20 protein-coding genes and 1 tRNA gene are annotated in these 21,733 nt (G+C 68.3%); 15 read left to right on the top strand and 6 right to left on the bottom strand.

Annotation, left to right across the window (positions count from 1 at the left end; all coding sequences use genetic code 11):
* Positions 1 to 186: 186 nt before the first annotated feature.
* Positions 187 to 2,376 (top strand): PQQ-dependent dehydrogenase, methanol/ethanol family, encoded by a 2,190-nt coding sequence (locus F1640_RS10920; protein WP_255530343.1) that lies wholly within the window; start codon positions 187 to 189, stop codon positions 2,374 to 2,376.
* Positions 2,377 to 2,519: 143 nt separating this feature from the next.
* Here the strand turns inward: F1640_RS10920 and F1640_RS26020 are convergent, their stop codons facing one another.
* Both F1640_RS26020 and bdcA read right to left on the bottom strand, forming a co-directional pair.
* On the bottom strand, positions 2,520 to 2,789 hold the full coding sequence (locus F1640_RS26020; protein WP_375336203.1) for an HNH endonuclease: 270 nt from the start codon (positions 2,787 to 2,789) through the stop codon (positions 2,520 to 2,522).
* A gap of 401 nt (positions 2,790 to 3,190) precedes the next feature.
* Positions 3,191 to 3,904, bottom strand: a complete 714-nt coding sequence (gene bdcA / locus F1640_RS10910) for an SDR family oxidoreductase (protein ID WP_194919161.1) — start codon at positions 3,902 to 3,904, stop codon at positions 3,191 to 3,193.
* Positions 3,905 to 4,048: 144 nt separating this feature from the next.
* Here bdcA and F1640_RS10905 point away from each other — a divergent pair, with 144 nt between their 5' ends.
* Complete coding sequence (locus tag F1640_RS10905) at positions 4,049 to 4,948, top strand: LysR family transcriptional regulator (protein ID WP_194919159.1); 900 nt, start codon at positions 4,049 to 4,051, stop codon at positions 4,946 to 4,948.
* Positions 4,949 to 5,000: 52 nt separating this feature from the next.
* Here the strand turns inward: F1640_RS10905 and F1640_RS10900 are convergent.
* Positions 5,001 to 5,077: transfer RNA gene (locus F1640_RS10900), tRNA-Arg, on the bottom strand.
* Between the two features lie 130 nt (positions 5,078 to 5,207).
* Between F1640_RS10900 and F1640_RS10895 the strand changes: the two genes are divergently transcribed.
* Both F1640_RS10895 and F1640_RS10890 read left to right on the top strand, forming a co-directional pair.
* Positions 5,208 to 5,636: a hypothetical protein gene (locus F1640_RS10895; protein ID WP_194919157.1), complete on the top strand. Its 429-nt coding sequence runs from the start codon at positions 5,208 to 5,210 to the stop codon at positions 5,634 to 5,636.
* A 48-nt stretch (positions 5,637 to 5,684) separates the two neighbouring features.
* Positions 5,685 to 6,185 carry an MmcB family DNA repair protein gene (locus F1640_RS10890; protein WP_125954365.1) on the top strand — a complete coding sequence of 167 codons (501 nt, stop codon included), beginning with the start codon at positions 5,685 to 5,687 and terminating at the stop codon, positions 6,183 to 6,185.
* A 72-nt stretch (positions 6,186 to 6,257) separates the two neighbouring features.
* Here the strand turns inward: F1640_RS10890 and F1640_RS10885 are convergent, their stop codons facing one another.
* Together F1640_RS10885 and F1640_RS10880 are read right to left on the bottom strand one after the other, a co-directional pair.
* The gene (locus F1640_RS10885) at positions 6,258 to 6,827 is read right to left on the bottom strand and encodes a TMEM165/GDT1 family protein (protein WP_194921368.1); all 570 of its coding nucleotides are present in this window, start codon (positions 6,825 to 6,827) and stop codon (positions 6,258 to 6,260) included.
* Positions 6,828 to 7,102: 275 nt separating this feature from the next.
* Positions 7,103 to 8,449, bottom strand: a complete 1,347-nt coding sequence (locus F1640_RS10880; RefSeq protein WP_124810149.1) for a M20/M25/M40 family metallo-hydrolase — start codon at positions 8,447 to 8,449, stop codon at positions 7,103 to 7,105.
* 314 nt (positions 8,450 to 8,763) lie between these two features.
* Here F1640_RS10880 and F1640_RS10875 point away from each other — a divergent pair, with 314 nt between their 5' ends.
* The 9 genes from F1640_RS10875 to F1640_RS10835 all read left to right on the top strand — a co-directional run bounded on the left by F1640_RS10875 (position 8,764) and on the right by F1640_RS10835 (position 18,946).
* Positions 8,764 to 10,347, top strand: a complete 1,584-nt coding sequence (locus F1640_RS10875) for a DEAD/DEAH box helicase (protein ID WP_194919156.1) — start codon at positions 8,764 to 8,766, stop codon at positions 10,345 to 10,347.
* Between the two features lie 187 nt (positions 10,348 to 10,534).
* Complete coding sequence (locus F1640_RS10870; protein WP_194919154.1) at positions 10,535 to 11,245, top strand: sterol desaturase family protein; 711 nt, start codon at positions 10,535 to 10,537, stop codon at positions 11,243 to 11,245.
* A gap of 8 nt (positions 11,246 to 11,253) precedes the next feature.
* Positions 11,254 to 11,673, top strand: a complete 420-nt coding sequence (locus F1640_RS10865; RefSeq protein ID WP_194921587.1) for a DUF2141 domain-containing protein — start codon at positions 11,254 to 11,256, stop codon at positions 11,671 to 11,673.
* Positions 11,674 to 11,686: 13 nt separating this feature from the next.
* Positions 11,687 to 12,949: an MFS transporter gene (locus tag F1640_RS10860; RefSeq protein ID WP_124810146.1), complete on the top strand. Its 1,263-nt coding sequence runs from the start codon at positions 11,687 to 11,689 to the stop codon at positions 12,947 to 12,949.
* Positions 12,936 to 13,826, top strand: coding sequence for a CoA ester lyase (locus F1640_RS10855; RefSeq protein WP_194919152.1), 891 nt, complete (start codon positions 12,936 to 12,938; stop codon positions 13,824 to 13,826). Before F1640_RS10860 ends, F1640_RS10855 begins: the two co-directional genes overlap by 14 nt.
* Positions 13,827 to 13,979: 153 nt before the next feature.
* A complete protein-coding gene (locus F1640_RS10850) occupies positions 13,980 to 15,461 on the top strand; it encodes a hypothetical protein (RefSeq protein WP_255530342.1) in 1,482 nt (493 codons plus the stop codon).
* Between the two features lie 324 nt (positions 15,462 to 15,785).
* Positions 15,786 to 16,727, top strand: a complete 942-nt coding sequence (locus F1640_RS10845) for an alpha/beta hydrolase (protein WP_309229243.1) — start codon at positions 15,786 to 15,788, stop codon at positions 16,725 to 16,727.
* A gap of 20 nt (positions 16,728 to 16,747) precedes the next feature.
* Entirely contained in the window at positions 16,748 to 18,136 is a 1,389-nt protein-coding gene (locus F1640_RS10840) for a M48 family metalloprotease (RefSeq protein ID WP_124810142.1), read from the top strand.
* A 9-nt stretch (positions 18,137 to 18,145) separates the two neighbouring features.
* Positions 18,146 to 18,946, top strand: a complete 801-nt coding sequence (locus F1640_RS10835; RefSeq protein WP_194919148.1) for a DsbA family protein — start codon at positions 18,146 to 18,148, stop codon at positions 18,944 to 18,946.
* A 25-nt stretch (positions 18,947 to 18,971) separates the two neighbouring features.
* On the opposite strand, the gene F1640_RS10830 is transcribed toward F1640_RS10835, so the two are convergent.
* Positions 18,972 to 19,562, bottom strand: a complete 591-nt coding sequence (locus F1640_RS10830; RefSeq protein ID WP_124810140.1) for an HD domain-containing protein — start codon at positions 19,560 to 19,562, stop codon at positions 18,972 to 18,974.
* A gap of 76 nt (positions 19,563 to 19,638) precedes the next feature.
* Here F1640_RS10830 and F1640_RS10825 point away from each other — a divergent pair, with 76 nt between their 5' ends.
* Positions 19,639 to 20,847, top strand: a complete 1,209-nt coding sequence (locus F1640_RS10825; RefSeq protein ID WP_124810139.1) for a sensor histidine kinase — start codon at positions 19,639 to 19,641, stop codon at positions 20,845 to 20,847.
* Positions 20,848 to 20,908: 61 nt separating this feature from the next.
* Positions 20,909 to 21,706, top strand: coding sequence for a LytTR family DNA-binding domain-containing protein (locus F1640_RS10820; protein ID WP_124810138.1), 798 nt, complete (start codon positions 20,909 to 20,911; stop codon positions 21,704 to 21,706).
* Positions 21,707 to 21,733 lie beyond the last annotated feature (27 nt).

Here is a 21,733-nt window from a genome sequence, read left to right as displayed (position 1 = left end):
TCTCCCTCATTCTCCCCTCCCGCATGCAGGCGGGGCAGCCCCTTCTTCTCCCCTCCCGCTGGCGGGAGGGGTTGGGGGTGGGCTTTTCCCATCCCGCTGCCCGCTTTCGCAAACAGCACGATGGCACCCGCCCGCCGGATGCGGTATCGGCAGGCAACGTGCAAAAACAAAACACGGGAGAGTGGCATGAAACGGTGGCTTGGAGGCTTCCTGGCGGGCGGTGCGGTGCTGGCGCTGGCGGCGTGCGGGATGAGCGGCGTGGGCGGCGGGACCGGCAGCGCGGGCGGATCGCTCGACGATGCCGAAAAGGCCAGCGAGGCGCTGCTCAAGACCGGCGGCAACGGCGATAACTGGGCCGGCATCGGCTATGGCTATGACGAGCAGCGCTACAGCCCGCTGGCCGACATCAACGATCGCAACGTGGGCGAGCTTGGCATCGCGTGGTTCGCCGATCTGGACGACGCGCGCGGGCAGGAAGCGACGCCGGTGATCGTGGACGGCGTGCTCTATGTCAGCCACGCCTGGTCGAAGGTGGACGCCTGGGACGCGGCGAGCGGCAAGAAGCTGTGGTCGTTCGACCCCAAGGTGTCCGGCGAACGCGCCGTCAGCGCCTGTTGCGACGTGGTCAACCGCGGCGTGGCGGTGTGGGGCGGCAAGGTCTTCGTCGGCACGCTGGACGGCCGCCTGATCGCGCTGGACCGCAAGACCGGCCAGCAGGTGTGGTCGACCCAGACCTTCGACACCACCAAGCCCTATACCATCACCGGCGCGCCGCGCGTGGTGAAGGACATGGTGCTGATCGGCAACGGCGGCGCGGAGTTCGGCGTGCGCGGTTATGTCACCGCCTATGACGCCGATACCGGCAAGCAGCGCTGGCGCTTCTACACCGCGCCCAACCCGGACAAGGCCAAGGACGGCGCCGTCTCGGACGATATCTTCGCCACCAAGGCCAACGCCACCTGGTCCGACAAGGGCGAATGGAAGGCATCGGGCGGCGGCGGCACGGTGTGGGACGCGATCGTCTACGACAAGGATCTTGACCAGATCTACCTGGGCGTGGGCAACGGCAACCCGTGGAACCACGGGCTGCGCTCGAACGGCGAAGGGGACAACTGGTTCCTCTCCTCGGTCGTGGCGCTGGATGCCACCACCGGCCGCTACAAGTGGCACTATCAGGAAACCCCGGCGGAAAGCTGGGACTACACCGCCACCCAGCCGATCATCCTTGCCGAACAGGCGGTGAACGGAAAGCCGACCAAGGTGCTGTACCACGCGCCGAAGAACGGCTTCTTCTTCACCATCGACCGCACCACGGGCAAGCTGATCGACGCCAAGCCCTATGTCGACGGGATCAACTGGGCCACCGGCTACGACCTTTCCACCGGCCGCCCGATCGAGAATCCGGAAGCGCGCTTCTACAAGACCGGCAAGCCGTTCATCGCCATCCCCGGCGCGCTGGGCGCGCACAACTGGCACCCGATGAGCTACAACCCGGCGACCGGCCTCGTCTATATTCCCGCGCAGCAGATCCCGCAGGGCTACTTGCAGGACATGGACGAGCTGGACCGGCGCAAGGTGCTGGGCTTCAACATCGGTACCTCGCTCGACAAGACGATGCTGCCGGACGACAAGGCGGCGTTCAAGGCCGCCATCGCCGCCACCACCGGCCGCCTCGTCGCCTTCGATCCGCGCACCGGCAAGGTCGCGTGGGGCGTGGACTATCCCGCCGCGTGGAACGGCGGCACGATGACGACCGCTGGCAACCTCGTGTTCCAGGGGACGAGCACCGGCCGCTTCCGCGCCTATGCCGCCGATACCGGCCGGCAACTGCTCGATCTCGACATGCAATCGGGCATCGTCAGCGCGCCGGCGACGTTCCGCGTGGGCGGGGTGCAGTACATCGCTTTCCAGACCGGCAAGGGCGGCGCCTTCCCGCTCGTCGCCGGGGTGGCGGGCGGCGTCACGCGCAAGCTGCCCAACCTGCCCCGCCTCGTCGTCCTGCGGATCGGCGGCACGGTGAAACTGCCCGCGCCCCCGGCCACGACCGCGCTCGCGTGGAACCCGCCGCCGCAGTTCGGCACCCCGGCGCAGGTCGCTTCGGGCAAGGCGCACTTCGGGCGCTATTGCCAAGTCTGCCATGGCGACAGCGCCATCGGCAACGGCTTCACGCCCGATCTGCGCGTCTCGGCCCTGCTCGCCAACGCGGAGGCGTGGAAATCGGTGATCGCCGACGGCGCGCTGAAGGATCGGGGCATGGTCAGCTTCGGCCGCGTGCTGACCCCGGCCGACATCGAGGCGATCCGCGCCTATGTCATCGACCGGTCGATCTGGACCAAGGCCAACCTGGCCGACGTGGCGCCGCCGGTGGGGCGGTAAGGGGAAGGGGGCTGGATGGGGGTGCGTCAGGCGGGAGCGCGATGGGCGCGCTCCCGTTGAGAGGCGGAGAGTGGTGGTTGCCGCGGAGCACCCCAAAAGCCGCCGTTCGAGGGATGAATTTTTCCCTCAGTGCGGTCAGTCCGTTAGCAGAATGGGTGCAATTGAAGCCCATGCCATTGCCCCTTGGCTAACCGCTTCCGTACGCGACGCCCATAGGTTTCGGGCGGCAGAGCGTTGCGAGAGCGGTGGCGACGGGAATTGCAGAAGAGACAGGCGGCAACGATGTTGTCGCCAGTGTTCTTGCCTCCTTCGCATCGTGCCCTCAGATGCTCTGCGGTTGATCGCAGCCAACCAAGCCTTTTATCGCAAACAGCAAAGCGCTCGGAAAACTGGTGAGGGTCGTGCTCCCACATCGGCTGCTTGCAGTAAAAGCAGAGGCCGTCTTGGGCATCAAACTTTTGCCGCCGGACAGTTGCAATCTTACACATGGAATCTCCGTTTCGATATCGATCAAAACGGTTGCGCAACGACCTATTGGCCGCCCCTTGGTCGGGAGATCTAACTTGCGCTGGACGGTGTTCTCACCACCCCGCTGTCCACACGCACCACACTGAGCCTCCGGCTTCAGTACAGCAGTCTTTTAATGTGACCTTCCCATAGCTTCTACGGGAAACGCAGTTCGCTAATAACACAGCTTTCGTTGCCGAAAAAGTACGCGCGAAATGGAGAATGTACGCCAACCCTGTTCGCTCCCAGAAACAGCCGAAGCGCCCAAAAGCGCCCCGGCCGTTTCCGCTTCCGTCCTGAACCCCGGTTACGCGCCGAAGCCGCCGTCGATGGTCTGCATCGAGCCGGTGATCATGCCGGCGTGCGGCCCGGCGAGATAGGCGGCGAGTTCGGCGATTTCCTCCGGCCGGGCGTGGCGCTTGATCGCCATGAAGCTGTGCATCGTCGCCGCCATGGGGCCTTCGGCCGGGTTCATGTCGCTGTCCGTCGGCCCCGGCTGGATGGCGTTGACCGTGATCCCGCGATCCCCGAAATCGCGCGCCAGCCCGCGCACCATGCCCTGCACGGCGGACTTGGTCAGCGCATAGGCGGCGCCACCGGCGAAGGGCATGCGATCGCCGTTGACCGAGCCGATCACGATGATCCGGCCATCGGCGTTCATCCGCCGCGCCGCTTCCACCGCAGCGTGATAGGGCGCGCGCACGTTGACGTCGATCATGTGGTCGACCGCGTCGGGATCGAGGTCCAGCGGGTTGCCCATCGCCAGCGTGCCGGCGTTGACGACGATGACGTCCAGCGCGCCGCGGCCGGCGACGACGGAAGTGAGCGCATCGCGATCCGCACTGTTCGCCTGGATCGCCTGCGCGCCGGTTTCGTCGGCCAGCGCAGCGGCGGCGTCGCGCGATCCGGCATAGGTGAACGCCACCGCCGCGCCTGCCGCGCGGAAGCGGCGGACGATCGCGGCGCCGATGCCGCGGCTGCCGCCAAGGACAAGCACGTTCTTTCCGGTAAAGTCATTCATGGTCTGTCTCCTCTGGGTCCGGAGCCAGCGGGGCAGGCCGGGAAGGTGGCCGATCCGTCTCGCTCTCTGGACCCGAAGATGCCGATGATGCATCGTTCGCGCTAGCCAGCCGATCCCGGAACTGGCTGACGGAAAATCCGAACGATGATGAAGCTGGATGGCCTGGCCGCCTTTGTCGCCACGGTGGACGAAACCTCGATCAGCGCGGCATCGCGGCGGCTGGGGTTGGCGAAGTCCGTGGTCAGCGAACGGCTGGCGGAACTGGAACGGGCGCTGGGCGTCACCCTGCTCCAGCGCTCCACGCGCCGCCTCACCCTGACCAGCGCGGGGGAATCGCTGCTGCCGCGCGCGCGGCGCATCCTGCGCGAGCTGGAGGAAGCTGCGGCCGAAGTCGACGCCAGCAGCGGCAAGCTGGCCGGGCCGTTGCGGATCTCCGCGCCGGTGGGGTTCGGCGTGCTGCACCTTGGCCCGGCGATCGCGCGGTTCCTGCGCGACCATCCGGACATCGAGATGGCGCTGGAACTGGACGACGGTTTCGTCGATGCCGCCGCCGGCGGGTTCGATGCCGTGCTGCGGCACGGCGCGATCGGGGACGGACGCCTGATCGCGCGCCGGCTGGCCCGAAGCCGCCGCCTGCTGGTCGCCTCCCCCGCCTATCTCGCGGCGCACGGCACGCCCGCCTCGCTGACCGACCTCGAACGCCATCGCGGCGTGCTCTATGCCAACCGGTCTGGCGATTGGCGCTTTGCCGTGGGGTCGGCCTGGTCGGTGGTCCGGCCCACAACCGCCTTGCGTGTGAACAACGGGCTGGTGATGCGCGATGCCGCGCTGGCGGGGCTGGGCCTTGCCCTGCTGCCGACGTTCTTCGTCCACGCCGAAATCCGCAGCGGCGCGCTGGTGGAGGTCGACATCGGCTGGCCGGCGGAAGGCGCGGAACTGTTCCTGACCTACCCCCGCGATCACGGCGCCGCCCCCAAGATCCGCGCCCTGGGCGACAGCCTGCGCCGCAGCTTCGGCGATCCGCCCTACTGGGAGATGGCCTAGGCTCCCGCCGCGGGGCGAGCCGGGCGGAGATGGCGCTTGTTGGGTGGGAAAGTGGCGCACCCGACAGGATTCGAACCTGTGACCTCTGCCTTCGGAGGGCAGCGCTCTATCCAGCTGAGCTACGGGTGCAACGGCGGCGGTGCCTAGCAGCGAGGCGCACGACTGGCCAGCGGTTTTTGCCCTGCGGTTTGCTCTCAGGATTTCCCGTCCCGGGCGGGTTTAGCGATTTGGTAGGGACAGCGGGCGTATCCCGCGCGGCATGGCATGGGATTCCGCCAGCGGCGCAGCGGCGCCCGATGGCGCGCCGGTGATGGGCGCGGCGATCGCGGATTCGCCGTCCGGTGCCGCTTCCCTCACCGACACGTGGCACGCCCTGCACGAAGCCGCCGCGATCGTCGGCGCGCTGGCCGGCCGGTCCGTTGCCGAGGACGCCGGAGCTTCGCCCGCGGCGATCGAAGCCTTTCCCGAGACGATCTTCCACGCCGGCGGCTGGCGGCTGGCGCTGGCCCAGCAGGGTCTGGACGATCTGGCGGCGATCCTGGAGACCGGGGTTTCCGCGCTGCTGGCGGTTTCGGCGCGCGGCCGCTCGCCGGCATGCGCCGCGGCAGCCTTGCACGACGAGTTCCGCGCGGCGCGGGCGGGTCTGCTCGCCCTGGTGGCGCCCAAGCCGGTCCGCCATCCGGTCTGACCGCGCGGCCACTTTACCTGTTCCATTTTTGTTCTTACGGTGCCGGGCATGATCGATTCGTCCGTCATCCCGCTCGCAGATCTGCCGGCCAGCCCGCGCGAGGCGCAGGCCGTGGCCCGTGGCATCGCGCGGCTGTTCGCCCGCAACGACATCTGGTGCCTGCCGGAAATGCCGCTGCGCTCGGGCCGGCGCGCCGACCTGATGGGGATCGACGCGAAGGGCCACGTGGTGATCGTGGAGATCAAGGTCAGCCGCGCCGACCTGCTGGGCGACGGCAAGTGGACCGACTATCTCGACCATTGCGACCGGTTCTACTGGGGGCTGGCGCCGCATCTTGACCGCGCTTGCCTGGAAGGACCGGATTTCCTGCCCGGGCGCTGCGGCGTGATCGTGGCCGATGGCTATGACGCGGAGATCCTGCGCCCGGCGCCCTCGCACCCGCTGGCGGCGGCGCGGCGCAAGGCGGAAGTCGAACGGCTGGCCCGCGCGGCGCTGCGCCGGCAGGTGGTGGGGCTGGACCCGCACTGTGCCGGCTGGGGCGAAGGCTAAGCCGCCGCCTTCGCGATCCCGTCAGACCGGCCCGCTCTCCAGACCAGACCGCCCATCAAACCAGACCGCCCATCAAACCAGACCGGCGGTCTGCGCCAGCAGCCAGCCGCCGATGGCGATGAACAGCACGGCCGCCACCATCCGCACCACGCCCAGCGGCACGCGGCGGATCAGTTCGCTGCCCAGGAACACCGCGGGCACGTTGGCGATCATCATCCCCAGCGTGGTGCCCGCCGTCACCGCCAGCGCATCGTGGAAGCGCGCGCCCAGCGCGATCGTGGCCACCTGCGTCTTGTCGCCCATCTCGACGAGGAAAAACGCCACCAGCGTGGTCAGGAACGGCCCGAAGCGGCCGGGCTTCTCCTCCGCGTCATCGAACTTGTCGGGGATCAGCGTCCACAGGCCCATGGCGATGAACCCCGCCGCCACGGCATAGCGGAACCACAGGCCATCGAGCAGCGAGGCCGCCGTGGCGCCGACCAGCGCGGCGAGGAAGTGGTTGGCCAGCGTGGCGCAGAGGATGCCCAGCACGATCGGCCAGGGCTTGCGGAAGCGGGTGGCGAGCACGATGGCAAGCAACTGGGTCTTGTCGCCGATTTCCGCGAGCGCGACGATCGCGGTGGAAGTGGTCAGAGCTTCGATCATGAACGGTTCCGGGGCCGGGCAGCGGTTCGACACAACGGCACCGTACCCTCCCGCCCGGCCTGAGCGGAAAGCATGGTGCCATTGGTCTCGCCCGGAAGGCCCCCGCGAGGGCCGCTCCGCCTGCGCCATGGCCTCTCGGCCAAGCATGTTGACGCGCCGTCTCCGGCATGGGACCGCGCGATGTCCTGATGGCAGGACGGGCGCGGTGGCTACTCCCCAAGTAACGGGAGCCGGTTACGCCCCGCGCGCGGCGGACGCAAGCCCCAACGCGCTCACTTCTTCCCGACGGGCTTCACCGCCTTCTCGCGCGAAAGCCGCGTCATCAGCAGCGCCGCGCGCTTGGCCTGCCGCCAGATGCTGGGCACATCGGTGGTTTCGGCGGGCGAATGATCGCCGGTGCTGGCGGGGCCGAGGCCGACCAGCCCGTCGACGTCGGCCGCCACGAACGAGATGTCACCCGCGCCGCGCTTCAGCGGATCGAGCGGGGCCATCGCCGGCAGGCCCAGCGTTTCGTTCACGCCGTTGAGCCGCGCCAGCAGCGCCTGGTTGCCGGGCGTCGGCGCCATCGGCGGATAGCCTTCCTCGAACGTGATGGCCGCCTGCGCGCCCGGCCAGGTGCGCGCCACGATCGCGCGCATCCGCTCCATCGCCCGCCGGTCCTGCTCGGGGCTGAGCGAGCGCAGGTCTCCACGCGCGATGGCCTTGGCCGGCACGATATTGGTCTTGCCCGCCGCCGCAACGTGCGCCGCGTCGGGCGCGAGCGTGGCCTCGGCCCCGCCCGCGATCAGGCCGACGTTCAGCGTCAGGTTCGGTTCGGGCACTTCCTCGCGGATCGCGGCGATGATGCGCGCGGCGGCATAGATCGCGCCATCGCCCATCGCGGGCGAGAACACCGCGCTCGAATGGCCCGACTTGGCGGTGACGGTCAGCGTCCACGAATTGGACGAACGTCGCGCGATCGATCCCATGTCCTTGCCGTCTTCGCGCGACAGCCCCTCGAAATCGAGCGCCGCGTCGGCGCGCCGGCCGGCCGCGACCAGATCGGCACGCGCCACCGTGGTCGGCTCGCCCGCGTCCTCCTCGTCGCCGGTCAGCACCACCTCGATATTGGCGTCCTTGAGCGTGCCCGCCGCCTGCATCGCGCGCAGCGCGGCGATCATCACCGCCATGCCGCCTTTGTCGTCGGCCACGCCAGGGCCGGTGGCTTTGTCGCCCTTCAGCGCGAACGTCTGGAACGGCGAATCCGGTTCGAACACGGTATCGAGATGGCCGATCAGCAGCAGGCGCTTCGTGCCCTTCGCGCCCTGGTGCGTCAGGATCAGGTGCCCGGCGCGCCCGGTCTGCTCCATCGGCACCCAGCGCGCGGCAAAGCCCAGCGCGGTGAATTCGGGCGAGACGATGTCGCGCACCTTGCGCACGCCTTCGAGGTTCCGGCTGCCCGAATTCTGGTTCACCATTCGTTCGAGCAGCGCCAGCGTGCGCGCCTGTTCGGCATCGACGGTGGCGATCATGCGCTGCTCCGCCGGCGTGGCGGGCGCGGCCAGCGCCGGCCCGCTCCCCAGTGCGCCGACAACCAGCGCTGCGCCGATGATGGAACCCGCAAACTGATGATACCGCATCGAAATCCCCGTCCAGTTCAGCGGCGCACGTTGCCGCCCGGTCCGGCGGCGGGCAAGGCCCTTTGCGCAATTTCCTTGCTTTTCGAACCAATCGCGCTTATGTGCGCCGCAGCAAGACCGGCGGCCCCGTGCCGCAAGCCGCGTCAGCGTGAGATTCCGCCTCCATTTGCCGAGGGCATTTGCGAAAGGCGCGATCCGGCCCGGCCCCACGGTCTCTTGCCTCACGGCTTCCCCTTTCACGCATGGGTCGCATGGTACGACCCCTGCCGCGCCCGCGATTCTTCGCGGAGCGCCAACGAAAGCATTGTTTTTTCATGTCCTATTTTAGCGATCTCGGCCTTGCCGAGCCCATTCTGCGCGCGCTCGAAAGCAAAGGCTACAACGATCCCACTCCCATCCAGCGCCAGTCGATTCCGGCGCTGCTCGAAGGCCGCGACCTGCTGGGCATCGCCCAGACCGGCACCGGCAAGACCGCCGCGTTCGCGTTGCCCTCGCTCCACCGCCTTGCCGCCGATCCCAAGCCGCGCAAGCCCGCCTCGTGCCGGATGCTCGTGCTTTCGCCCACCCGCGAACTCGCCGCGCAGATCGCCGACAACATGAAGGGCTACGCCAAGAACCTGAATCTCTCGGTCGATTGCGTGTTCGGTGGCGTGCCCATCGGCAAGCAAGCCCGCCGGCTGGTGCCGGGCGTCGACATCCTCGTCGCCACGCCAGGCCGCCTGCTCGACCTGATCGACAACCGCGCGCTCACGCTGGGCCGGGTCGAGATCTTCGTGCTCGACGAGGCCGACCAGATGATGGACCTCGGCTTCATTCACGCGCTGCGCCGCGTTGCCAACCTGCTGCCCAAGCAGCGCCAGAGCCTGTTCTTCTCGGCCACGATGCCCAAGTCGATCGAGGATCTGGGCAAGCAGTTCATCAACAATCCGGTGCGCGTGGAAGTGGCGCCGCAATCGACCACGGCGGAACGCGTCGACCAGTTCGTCACGCTCATCAACCAGGCCGAAAAGCAGGCGCTGCTGACGCTGCGCATCCGCGCCATGCTGGCGGACAAGTCGCTCGACCGTGCGCTGGTGTTCACCCGCACCAAGCACGGCGCGGACCGCGTGGCGCGGCACCTTGCCGGCGCCGGCGTGGAAGCGCGGGCGATCCACGGCAACAAGTCGCAGGCGCAGCGCACCGCCGCGCTTGAAGCCTTCCGCCAGGGCTCGTGCCCGATCCTTGTCGCCACCGACATCGCGGCGCGCGGGATCGACGTTTCCGGAGTCAGCCACGTGTTCAACTTCGAACTGCCCAACGTGCCCGAACAGTACGTCCACCGCATCGGCCGCACCGCGCGCGCCGGCGCCGATGGCGTGGCGATCAGCTTCTGCGCGCCCGATGAGAAGCCCTATCTGCGCGATATCGAGCGGCTGACCGGCGTTAAGCTGATGCCACAGGCGCTGCCGGAGAACTTCATGCAGGAAGCCGCCCGGCTGCCCGCGCCCGCGCGCCGGCCGCAGGAAGACGACGCTCCGCGCCACCAGCAGGGCAATCGCCGCGATGGTGGCCAGCGCAGCGGGGGCGGCCAGCGCAACGGGGGCCAGCGCAACGGGGGGCAGCGCAGCGCGGGGCAGGGCGCCGGAGGTCAGCGCACTGGCGGTGGCCGTGGCGACCAGCAGGCCCATGGTGGCCGCGCGCAGGGTCGCGACGGCAAGCCGCGGGACGTGAGCCAGCGGCAGGAACGCCGCGACGGCCACAACGATCGGGGTCCGGTGCGCAACCCGCTGCACACCGAGCGCGCAGACCGTCCCGAAGGCGAACGCGCAGGGGAGCGCGACGGCCAGCAGCGCCGGTTCCGCCCGCGCGGCCCCGGCAATGTCGGCCAGCACCGCAACCGGGTGCGCCGCGCCGGATAAGCGGCGACACATTGCGGAAATACAATAATGCGACGCCGGCACTGTCCCACAGTGCCGGCGCTTGGCATAGGAGAGGCATGACTCGTCGCACGCCCCCATCCGCTTCCGTGCCTTCCGCGAACGGAATGCCGGTGTGCGAGGGAATGCGCTGGATCGTTCCGGCCTCGTCCGCAAAAGGCGGAGCTTCATGAACAGCATCGGGCTTTCCGCGCTGGCGATGACGCTGATCGTGGGGGTGCGCTATCTCCTCACCAGCGGCCTGTTCGCCGCGCTCACCGGGCGGAAGCGGCCAGGTCTCTATCGCGGGCTGGCCCCGCAAATCCGCAAGGAAATCGCCTGGAGCCTCGCCTCGTCGGCGATCTACGGCATTCCCGCCGGCATCGTCGCCTGGGGCTGGCAGGCGCACGGCTGGACGCGAATCTACACCGATCCGCGCGTCTGGCCGCTGTGGTGGATGCCGGTCTCGCTGCTGCTCTACCTGTTCCTGCACGATACCTGGTTCTACTGGACCCACCGCTGGATGCACCGCCCGCGCGTGTTCCGCGCGGTCCACGCGATCCACCACGCCAGCCGCCCGCCGACCGCCTGGGCGGCGATGAACTTCCATCCGGCCGAAGCCGCGCTGGTCGGCCTGCTGACCCCCGCGCTGGTCTTCGTGATCCCGATCCACGCGGGCGTGCTGAGCCTGGTGCTGCTCGTCATGACGGTGATGGGCGTCACCAACCACATGGGCTGGGAAATGTTTCCGCGCCGGCTCGTTCATTCCCGGGTCGGCCAATGGCTGATAACCGCAAGCCATCATCAACGGCATCACGAGCAATACCGGTGCAACTACGGACTCTACTTCCGCTTCTGGGACAGGCTGTGCGGCACCGACAAAGGGCTGGGCACGCTGTGAAATCCGCCTTGATCCTGCTGCCGGCCGCGGCACTGCTGGGCGGCGCGGTGGCGCCGGAGCACGCGTCGCTCACCGTGGGCGTCACCGGACTGCGTTCGGCCAGGGGGCTGGTGCAGGTGTGCATCACCACCGATCCGGCGACATTTCCCGATTGCCAGAAGGACCCCCACGCCCGCCATCTTTCCGTGCCGGCGCGCAACCCCGCGATCACGTTCGCCAATGTCGCGCCGGGCCGCTATGCGGTGGCGCTGTTCCATGACGAAAACGCCAACGGCAGGCTGGACAAGGTGCTGATGGTGCCTAAGGAAGGCTTCGGCTTCTCGCGCGATGCGCCGGTGCGGTTCGGCCCGCCGCGCTTCGCGGCGGCAGCCCTGACCCTTGGCGAAGGCGAGGTGCGGACGGAAATCCGCATGCGCTATATGCTGTGACGGAGAGCTGTCGATGCTGAAAGCGATGCACCGCGGCGGCGCGCTGGCGCCGTTCCGCTATCCCGCTTTCCGATCGATCTGGACCGCCAACCTCTTTTCCAACGTCGGTTCCACCATCCAGTCGGTCGCCGCCGCCTGGCTGATGACCGACCTGACCAGCAGCCACGTGATGGTCGCGCTGGTGCAGGCTTCGGCCACGATCCCGATCATGCTGCTGGGCATGATCGCCGGCGCCATCGCCGACAACTTCGACCGCCGCCGCGTGATGCTGGCGGCGCAGACGGCGATGCTCGCGGTGTCCGCCCTGCTCGCCGCGCTGGGCTATGCCGGCATGGTCGGCCCGTGGTCGCTGCTCGCGCTGACGCTGATGGTGGGCATGGGCACCGCGCTCAACGGCCCGGCTTGGCAGGCCTCGGTGCGGCTCCAGGTGGGCAAGGACGATCTGCCGCAGGCGATCGCGCTCAACGCCATCTCGTTCAATCTCGCGCGCAGCGTCGGCCCGGCCATGGGCGGGTTGCTCATTTCGATCTGGAACGTGAACCTGGCCTTCGCGCTCAACGCGATCAGCTATGTCGGCATGATCGTGGTGCTGTGGACGTGGCGACCGCACCGCGCGCACACCCCGCAGCGCCAGCCGATGTTCGCCTCGATCAAGGTCGGCATCGATTTCTGCGCGCGTTCCGCGCCGATCCGCAAGGTGCTGCTGCGCGGCTTCGCCTTCGGCTTCGGCGCGGCCGGCTTTTCCGCGCTGATGCCCACCGTTGCGCGCGATCTGCTGCGCGGCACCGAACTGGACTATGGCCTGATGCTGGGCGCCTTCGGCATGGGATCGATCGTCACCGCGCTGTGGGTGGGCAAGGCGCGGCGGCGCTATGGCGCGGAAGCGGTGGTCTCGGCCGCGACGCTGGCCTTCGCCGCCGCGCTCGCCTCGCTCTCGTTCACCGCCTCGGTGCCGCACGCGATGCTCACCGCCTTTCTCGGCGGGTCCGGCTGGGTGGCCGCGATGACCAGCCTCAACGTCGCCATGCAACTCCGGTCGCCCGAAACGATTCTCGGCCGCTGCCTGTCGATCTACCAGGCGGTGACGTTCGGGGGCATGGCGCTGGGCGCCTGGGCCTGGGGCAGCGTGGCCGATCTGGGCGGGCTGCAGGTGGCGCTGCACGCGGCCGCGGCGTGGCTGCTGGCCTCGCTGGTGCTACGCGTGCTGGCGCCGATGCCCACGCGCGAGGAAGGAAGGCTCGACATCGTACAGGAACCCGCCAATGCCAAACCCTGAAACGTCCCCCGACGCTCGTCCGCTGCGCTCGCTGCTCTACATGCCGGCCAGCAACCGCCGCGCGATCGACAAGGCACGCGGCCTCGATACCGACGCGGTCGCGCTCGATCTGGAAGACGCTGTCGCGCCGGAGATGAAGGCCGAGGCGCGCGCCGCGCTGCTGGAGGAACTGGCCGCCGGGGGTTTCGGCCACCGCCGCCTGATCGCGCGGATCAACGCGCTGGACACGCCGTGGGGGCACGACGATCTCGCCGCGCTGGCCGCCGCACCGGTGGAAGCGGTGCTGGTGCCCAAGGTGGACGACGCGGACGACGTGATCGCGCTTTCACGCGCGATGGACGCGGCCGGCTATGCGCCCGGCGTGAAGCTGTGGGTGATGATCGAAACGCCGCGCGCGGTGCTGGCGCTCGAACGCATCGCCGCCTGCGCCGCCACCACCCGGCTGGCCGCCTTCGTGCTGGGGCTCAACGATCTCGCCAAGGATAGCGGCATGGCGCAACTGCCCGGCCGTGCGGTGTTCCTGCCGGTGCTGACGCTGGCCGTGCTCGCGGCGCGCGCGCATGGCCTCGCCATTCTCGACAGCGTGTGCAACGCGATCGACGATTCGGCCCGGCTCGAAGCCGAATGCGTGCAGGCGCGCGATGGCGGATTCGATGGCAAGACGCTGATTCACCCCGCGCAACTTGCCGTCGCCAACCGCGTGTTCGCCCCCGCCGAAGACGCTATCGCCGAGGCACAGGCCATTGTCGCCGCCTTCGCCGATCCCGCCAACGCCGGCCGGGGCGCGCTGCGCGTGAACGGAAAAATGGCGGAATTGCTGCACCGGACGCAGGCCGAACGCCTGCTGGAGAAAGCCGCCGCCATCGCCGCGCGGTGAAGGCCGCCCCGCGCCCGGCGGCGGGATCGTGCGTGGATCGCACCGGCGCAACTTAAACAAACCTTTACCATGTTACGCCAGAACGGTCACAAACGGATGGCAAGGGCGCCTTTCATGGATGGATTGCGAGAGTTGGGCGGCGACGGTTTCGGCATGAACGCGCCTGACTATATTTCTCTGGACGACGACGCGATCGTCGAAGCGCCGCCGCCGGTCGTCGGACAGGACGAACGGCGCCTGCAGGTGCGCGCCTACAATTTCTGGACCGGCCTGCTCGATGGCGGCCCCTTCCCGCCGGTCGCGCCGCTGCTTGCCGGCCACCTGCCCGATTTCGCCGATCGCTCGGTCCTGCTGCATTTCGACGAAGGCTATGAAGATCCCGCGATCGTCCAGCTGGGCGCGTTGCTGGCCAGCGAGTGCGGCGACGGGGCGATGCCGGCACGGCTCAGCGATGTTCCCGGCCGCACCCTGCTTTCGCGCATCACCGACCACTACATGCAGATCATCGCCAACGAGGCTCCGATCGGCTTCGAGGCGGAATTCGTCAACCAGGACAGCCGCAACATCCTCTATCGCGGCATCCTCCTGCCGTTCTCGTCCGACGGCGAAAAGATCGACTACATCTACGGGGTCATCAACTGGAAGGAACTGGCCGACCAGCAGACCACCGACGATCTCCTGCTGCAGATCGGTCAGGCGCTGGCCGCGGTGCCGGCGCAAAGGCCAAGCGGCATGGGCATGCTTGATGCGCTGAATGCGGCGGAACCGGCGGACCGGGCCGGGGTATGGGCCGATGGCCCCCGCGCGCTGGCGTACGGCGCGGACGAGGAGGAACTCGACCTTGCCGCGATCGGTGCGGAAATCCTGCCCTTTCCCGGTTCCATGGACGAGGATGAGGCGGGGAACCTGCCGATGCCCGGTTTCGGCGCCAATGGCGTTCCCGGCGACGATGACATCATGGACCTTGCCGGGCTGGAGGAAGTGCTCTCCGATTTCGACGAGGCCGTGCTCGCGCCCTCCACCCCGATCAACGACGATTTCGGGCTGGCCGACTGGCTGGCTTCGGCACGTGAACTCGCCCATGCCGCGCACACCAGCGAGGATCGCACGCGCGGCGCGCTCTATGCCGCGATCGGCCGCGCCTGGGATTTCGCGCTGGCCACGCGCGATGCGCCGGAAGACTATGCCGACATGATCGCCGACGCCGGCCTTTCCATGCAGGCACGCGCGCCACTGATCCCGCTGGTCAAGCTGGTGTTCGGCGCGGAATACGACAAGACGCGCCTGACCGAATACGCGACGGTGCTGGGCCATGCCGAACGCATCGGGCTGCAGCGCGGCGAACTGGGCGGCTTCCTGGCCAGCGCGCCGGGCGGCCTCAAGGGCGTGGTTTCCACCGAACGCCGGCTCCGGCGCGAGGAAAGCGGCAAGGCCCGCGTGCCCGATGCCGCCGAAGTGCTGGCACAGGGCCTGCGCGCGCTGCCGGCCCGGCCGTTGGCCGATCTCCCCGCCGAAGGCCCGGAATTCGCGCTGGTGATGGTGCGCCGCCAGGGCGATGGCACCGTGGCGCTGCTGGGCGACGTGACCGGCGACCAACCTCTGTTCGAACGCGCCGCGCGCAGGCTGGTTGGTTAAGCCGCGCTGACCTGCCAGGCGGCGTGGACAAATTCCACAGCGCCACAGCTGGAGGCAAAAGCCGCCAGTTCGAGGAGGCGAGGCGAAGGAATATCGGCCATATTTCGAGCCGAGCCGACGCTGAAATGGCGGCTTTTGGTCCAGCCCCGAAGGGGTTGCCCTGAAACAGGCCCTGGCCACGTTGCTCGGCCTTGAAAGAGACCCGCTCTTCCTGCGGCCTCGCGCCTTGCCAGGGCCTGTTTCAGGGCAACTGTGGTGTTGCGGAATTTGTCCACGCCGCCTAGCCACGCGTCCATGGCGGGTGGAACGCAGGAAAGGACGCGCGTGGCATTTCCCGGATGGGGCTGGCTCGGCTGGAGCCTGGCCATGCTGGCGTTGATCGTCGCGGGCGGCGGCACGGCACTCGCCCTGGCGCTCCGGACCAACGCCGTTGCCGTGCTGGACAATGCCGACTGGCTGCTGCGTGGCGGCGGCGACGTGGTTCTGGCGGCCAGCGAACGCTATGGCCCCGATCCCGCGCAGAAGCTCGAAATGTTCGTGCCGCGCGGCGCGCGCGGGCCGCTTCCCGTCATCGTATTCATTCACGGCGGCAGCTGGGCCAGCGGCGATCCACAGAACTACCGCTTCGTCGCCCGCGCGCTCGCACCACAGGGCTATGCCGTGGTCCTTGCCGGCTACCGGCTCTATCCGCGGGTCCGCTATCCGGGCATGCTGGAAGATGGCGCGCTGGCCCTGCGCTGGGTGGCGGACCATGCGGCGGCCCACGGCGGCGATTCCTCGCGCGTGGTGGTGATGGGGCATTCGGCCGGCGCCTACAACGCGCTGATGCTGGCGCTGGACCGGCGCTGGCTGGCGGCGCGCGGCCTGTCCGCCGATGCGCTGCGCGGCGCGGTCGGCGTTTCCGGCCCCTACGCCTTCTATCCGTTCGATACGCCCGCCGCGATTCACAGCTTCGGGCAGGCGCCGGACCCGCAGGATACCCAGCCCGTGGCCCACGTCCGTGGCGACGCGCCGCCGCTGCTGGTGGTGACGGGCGATGCCGATACCGTGGTCAAGCCGCGCAATTCGATCGCGCTTGCCCGCGCAATGGCCACCGCCGGCGTCCCGCTCCACGCCATCCTGCTGAAGGGCGCCAGCCACGAGGACACGATCAAGATGCTGGCCCGCCCGTTCGACCGCGACCGGCGCGTGCTGGACGCGATCCTGCCGTTTCTGGCACGCGTGACCGCGCCCGCTTCAGGCGCGGTTCAGGCGGCGGCGCAATAGGCTGGAGGGTGACGATGCGCATGGCTACCCTTCGCACGATAGCGTCGCGCGCCACCTCGCTGGCGGGGCGAATCGCTGCCGGTTTCGCCGCGCTTTCGCTCACGGTGCAACCGGCGGCGGCGCAATCGGTGCTGCGCGATGCCGAAACCGAGGCGCTGTTCCGCGACATCTCCGCGCCACTGATCAAGGCCGCCGGCCTCGAACCGCGCAACGTCGATATCGTGCTGCTCAACGACGGCTCGATCAACGCCTTCGTCGCGGGCGGGCAGGCGGTCTATGTCCACAGCGGGCTGATCGGCGCGGCCGACCACGTCAGCGAAGTGCAGGGCGTGATCGCGCACGAGCTGGGCCACATCACCGGCGGCCACATCATCCGCAACGACGAGGGCGCGCGCCCGGCCACGGGCATTACCATCCTCAGCCTGCTGCTGGGCGCGGCCGCCGCCGCCGCCGGCGCGGGCGAGGCGGCGATGGGCGTGTTCATGGCCGGGCAGCAGGCGGCGCTGGGCAAGTACCTCGCCTTCAGCCGCGCGCAGGAATCCTCGGCCGACGCGGCCGGCGCGCAATTCCTCTCGAAAGCCGGCATTTCCGGGCGTGGCTCGATCGATTTCTTCAAGAAGCTGCAGAACCAGGAGTTCCGCTATGGCTTCACCCGCAACGCCGACAGCGAGTTCTATTCCTCGCACCCGATGACGGCGGACCGCCTGACCACGCTGCAGGATACCTACGAACACGATCCGGCGTGGAACAAGCCCGAAGACCCCGCCTTGCAGGCGCGCTTCCTGCGGGTGAAGGCCAAGCTCTATGGCTATCTGGCCGAACCGCAGGCGACGCTGAACGCCTATCCGGAATACCTCAACGACGTGCCGGCCCACTACGCCCGCGCCTATGCCTACCACAAGGAGGCGTTCATGGACAAAGCGCTGGCCGAAACCCAGGCGATCCTGAAGCAGCAGCCGAACGATCCCTATGCGCTGGAACTGGAAGGGCAGATCCTGCTCGAATCCGGGCATCCCGCCGATGCGCTGGAACCGCTGCGCCGCGCCACCGCGCTGACCGGCAACGAACCGCTGATCGCCACGACGTTCGGCCACGCCCTGCTCGCCACCGAGAACAAGGCCAATTTCGACGAGGCGGAGAAGATCCTGCGCACCTCCATCGCGCGCGACCGCGAGAACCCGTTCGCCTGGTACCAGCTTGGCGTGGTCTATGAAGCGAAGGGCGATACCGCCCGCGCGCGACTGGCCAGCGCGGAACAGCAATTGATGTACCTTGAACTGCCCGAGGCCATGCGCAACGCCGAAGCCGCCGAAGCGGCGCTGCCCAAGGGCTCCGCCGACTGGCTGCGCGCGCAGGATATCGCCTATTCGGCGCGGGCGATGATTGAGCGGCAGGGCAAGAAGAAGTAGCGCAGGTTCATGGCTTCCCCGTTATCCCGCATCCGCCCGTTCTGGCTTCTCGCCATCGCCCTGCTGGTGGCCGGCACCGGCCTTGGCTGGTGGTACGAGCGCCACCGCACCGCGAGCGAAGCGGAGGCCGGCAGAGACGCCCAGCTTGAAGACACGCTCGCCAACGCCGGAATCAGCGCGAAGCAGCGCGCCGCCATGGAAGAGCTGGTGCGCGCCTATATCCTCGATCATCCCGAGATCCTGCCCGAGGCGATGGACCGGTTGCAGCAGCGCGAGGCGCAGGCCCGGATCGCGCCGATGCGCGGGGCGCTGGAAACGCCGTTCCCCGGCGCGATCATGGGCAATCCCGCCGGCAAGGTGACACTGGTCGAGTTCACCGATTTCGCCTGCACCTATTGCCGGCGCAGCGTGGGCGATGTCGATGCGCTGATCGCCGCCAACCCCGACCTGAAAGTGGTGGTGCGCGAACTGCCGATCATCGCGCCCGCCAGCGAACCGGCCGCGCGCATGGGGCTGGCCGCCGCCGCGCAGGGCAAGTATGCGGCCTTCCACAAGGCGATGTTCGCGGGCGACGCCCCCGGCGATGCCAGCATCGCCGCCGCCGCCGGTGCCGCCGGGGTCGATGTGGCCAAGGCCCGCGGCTTCGCGCGCGATACCGGGGTCGATCAGGAAATCCAGCGCAACCTGGGCCTGGCGCGGCAGCTTGGCATCAACGGCACCCCGGCGTGGGTAATCGGCAACGAGCTGCTGTCGGGCGCGGTGGGCAAGGAACGGCTGCAACAGGCGATCGACGCCGCGCGCAAGGGCTGAGACCGCGCCCGTTCCCCTTCCGCCGTCAGTCGGGCTTCTTGTACATGCTCGCCAGCGGCTTCGCCATCACCCGGCGCAGCATCGGCTCGAAGAACGACAGCGGCAGCGTGTCGTAGTCCGGATCGAACGCGGCCTGATCGTACTTTTCGCAGAATTCGGCGCAGGCATCGAACCACGGATGATCGCGGAACCGTTCGCGCAGGTTCCGGTCCAGCCCCAGGTAGTGGAAGTAATAGTAGCCCTGGAACGCGCCGTGATTCTGGCAGATCCAGTGTTCCTCTTCCGTCACGAACGGCTTGAGGATCGCGGCGGCGACTTCCGGGTGGTTGTAGGTGCCCAGCGTGTCGCCGATGTCGTGCAGCAGCGCCATGACGACATAGCGTTCCCCGCGCCCGTCGCGGTGAGCGCGCGTGGCGGTCTGCAGGCTGTGCTGGAGGCGATCGATCGGAAACCCGCCGAAATCGCCGTCGAGCAGCCGGAGGTGGGTCAGCACGCGGTCGGCCAGGTGATCGGCAAAGGCGTAGTAATCGCGCCCGATGATGTCCCAGTCCTCCTGGGTGCCTTCGCGCATGGCGCGGAAGCGGGCGCGTTCGGCGGTATCGGTGGTAGCGGTCATAGGCTTCTTCTCCCGCCCCGCAGCTTACGCATCCGGCGGCTTTGCGCAACCGTGCGCTTGGCGCTAGAGTGCCGGCATGGCCGTGCTGCCGTTTCAACCGACGCCGTTCTTCGGCAACAAGAACCGCGCCTTCTGGCGCCTGCAATTCCTTGGCTGGGGCGGCGCCATGCTGCTGCGCGCGATGTCGATCATCGCCAACGCGCAGCCATGGTCCAATCTCGTCATCCTGCTGATCGTGACGATCACGGGCTTTTCGATCTCGCTGATCCTGTCGGTGATCTACCGCGCGCTGATCAACCGGCGCCCGATCATCACCTGGGGCGTGACGGCCGTGGTGCTGGCCATCGCCGTGGGTATCTATGCCTTCATCGATTCGTGGGTGCTGAGCCTCTACCGCCCGAACAGCGAGGCCGGCTTCGCCCAGCGCTTCGTGGGCGTGTTCTACCTCGATCTCACGCTGCTGGGGGCCTGGTCGGCGCTCTATTACGCGATCAACTTCTTCCTGCAGGTGGAGGAACAGAACGATCAGCTGCTGCGGCTGGAAAACCAGGCGACATCGGCGCAGCTCGCCATGCTGCGCTATCAGCTCAACCCGCATTTCCTGTTCAACACGCTGAATTCGATCTCCACGCTGGTCCTGCTCAAGCAGACCGAGCCGGCCAACGCGATGCTGAGCCGGCTGTCCTCGTTCCTGCGCTATACCCTGGTCAACGAGCCGACCGGCCGCGTCACCGTGGCGCAGGAGGCGGAGACGCTGAAGCTCTACCTCGATATCGAACGGATGCGGTTCGAGGAACGGCTGCGCACCGAGTTCCGTATCGAGGACGAGGCGCGCAACGCGCTGCTGCCTTCGCTGCTGCTGCAACCGCTGGTGGAAAACGCGATCAAGTATGCCGTCTCCCCGCTGGAGGAAGGCGCGCAGATCACCATCGCGGCGCAACTCGTCGGCCCCACGCTTCGCGTCACCGTGTCGGACACCGGGCCGGGCTTGCAACCGGGCACCGACCCCACGAAATTGTTCGGCGTGACAAGCGACAGCGGCGACACGACATCGGTATGGAACGGCGGCCACGTTTCCACGGGGGTTGGCCTTGCCAACATCCGTGACCGGCTTGCCCAGGCCTATGGCGAAAACCAGCGGTTCGATATCGCCAACGGCCCCGAAGGCGGCCTGACGGTGGTGATCGAGCTGCCCTACGAGGCGAAGGAAACGCCTGCGCGGCCGGCACGCCCGATCGCCGGCTCAGGCACGGGTTTGGCCGCCAGCCTGGCTTCCGCCGGGTGAACATCCCCTCCCTGCCGTACCGCCCCTGTCGCGGCTCCTCCAAGACAAGCAAGGGTTACGCATGACCATCCGCACGATCCTCGTCGATGACGAAAAGCTGGCGATCCAGGGGCTGCAACTGCGCCTGGAGGCCTTTCCCGACGTGGAAGTGATCGACACCTGCTCCAACGGCCGCGAGGCGATCCGCAAGATCAAGACCGAGAAGCCGGACCTGGTGTTCTGCGACATCCAGATGCCCGGCTTCGACGGGTTCAGCGTCGTCCAGGGCGTGATGGAGATCGACCCGCCGCTGTTCGTGTTCGTGACCGCCTATTCCGAACACGCGATCCGGGCGTTCGAGGCCAACGCGGTCGATTACCTGCTGAAGCCGGTCGAGGAAGACCGCCTGGCCGACGCCCTGGACCGCGCGCGCACCCGCCTGGCCGAAAAGCGCGGGCTGGAAGAGGCCGAGAAGCTCAAGAACGTGCTTGCCGAAGTCGCGCCCGATGCGATGCCGGACATGCCCGAGGAAACCGAGCCGACGGCGGGCCGGTTCGAGAAGCTGATCAACATCAAGGATCGCGGCCAGATCTTCCGCGTCGATGTCGATACGATCGAACGGATCGAGGCGGCGGGCGACTACATGTGCATCTACACCGGCGACAATTCGCTGATCCTGCGCGAAACGATGAAGGATCTCGAACGCCGGCTGGACCCGCGCGTGTTCCAGCGCGTCCACCGCTCCAAGATCGTCAACCTCGATCAGGTCCGGCAGGTCCGCCCGCACACCAACGGCGAATGCTTCCTCGTGCTCGAAAGCGGCGCGGAAGTGAAGGTCAGCCGGTCCTACCGCAACGTGGTGGCGCGCTTCGTGCATTGACCCATACCCGCGCTCGACACGGTCGCA

The organism is Novosphingobium sp. NBM11 (assembly GCF_015390225.1).
Taxonomy (GTDB): domain Bacteria; phylum Pseudomonadota; class Alphaproteobacteria; order Sphingomonadales; family Sphingomonadaceae; genus Novosphingobium.
This window is presented reverse-complemented; position numbering and strand designations above follow the sequence as displayed.

Excerpts from the sequence above, each read along its gene's own strand:
- F1640_RS10875 (WP_194919156.1), top strand. The coding sequence starts at position 8,764 with ATGTCCTATTTTAGCGATCTCGGCCTTGCCGAGCCCATTCTGCGCGCG.
- F1640_RS10895 (WP_194919157.1), top strand. The coding sequence starts at position 5,208 with ATGGCATGGGATTCCGCCAGCGGCGCAGCGGCGCCCGATGGCGCGCCG.
- F1640_RS10880 (WP_124810149.1), bottom strand. The coding sequence starts at position 8,449 with ATGCGGTATCATCAGTTTGCGGGTTCCATCATCGGCGCAGCGCTGGTT.
- F1640_RS10855 (WP_194919152.1), top strand. The coding sequence starts at position 12,936 with ATGCCAAACCCTGAAACGTCCCCCGACGCTCGTCCGCTGCGCTCGCTG.
- bdcA (WP_194919161.1), bottom strand. The coding sequence starts at position 3,904 with ATGAATGACTTTACCGGAAAGAACGTGCTTGTCCTTGGCGGCAGCCGC.
- F1640_RS26020 (WP_375336203.1), bottom strand. The coding sequence starts at position 2,789 with ATGTGGGAGCACGACCCTCACCAGTTTTCCGAGCGCTTTGCTGTTTGC.
- F1640_RS10825 (WP_124810139.1), top strand. The coding sequence starts at position 19,639 with ATGGCCGTGCTGCCGTTTCAACCGACGCCGTTCTTCGGCAACAAGAAC.
- F1640_RS10905 (WP_194919159.1), top strand. The coding sequence starts at position 4,049 with ATGATGAAGCTGGATGGCCTGGCCGCCTTTGTCGCCACGGTGGACGAA.
- F1640_RS10820 (WP_124810138.1), top strand. The coding sequence starts at position 20,909 with ATGACCATCCGCACGATCCTCGTCGATGACGAAAAGCTGGCGATCCAG.
- F1640_RS10870 (WP_194919154.1), top strand. The coding sequence starts at position 10,535 with ATGAACAGCATCGGGCTTTCCGCGCTGGCGATGACGCTGATCGTGGGG.
- F1640_RS10830 (WP_124810140.1), bottom strand. The coding sequence starts at position 19,562 with ATGACCGCTACCACCGATACCGCCGAACGCGCCCGCTTCCGCGCCATG.
- F1640_RS10890 (WP_125954365.1), top strand. The coding sequence starts at position 5,685 with ATGATCGATTCGTCCGTCATCCCGCTCGCAGATCTGCCGGCCAGCCCG.
- F1640_RS10840 (WP_124810142.1), top strand. The coding sequence starts at position 16,748 with ATGGCTACCCTTCGCACGATAGCGTCGCGCGCCACCTCGCTGGCGGGG.
- F1640_RS10835 (WP_194919148.1), top strand. The coding sequence starts at position 18,146 with ATGGCTTCCCCGTTATCCCGCATCCGCCCGTTCTGGCTTCTCGCCATC.
- F1640_RS10860 (WP_124810146.1), top strand. The coding sequence starts at position 11,687 with ATGCTGAAAGCGATGCACCGCGGCGGCGCGCTGGCGCCGTTCCGCTAT.
- F1640_RS10850 (WP_255530342.1), top strand. The coding sequence starts at position 13,980 with ATGAACGCGCCTGACTATATTTCTCTGGACGACGACGCGATCGTCGAA.
- F1640_RS10920 (WP_255530343.1), top strand. The coding sequence starts at position 187 with ATGAAACGGTGGCTTGGAGGCTTCCTGGCGGGCGGTGCGGTGCTGGCG.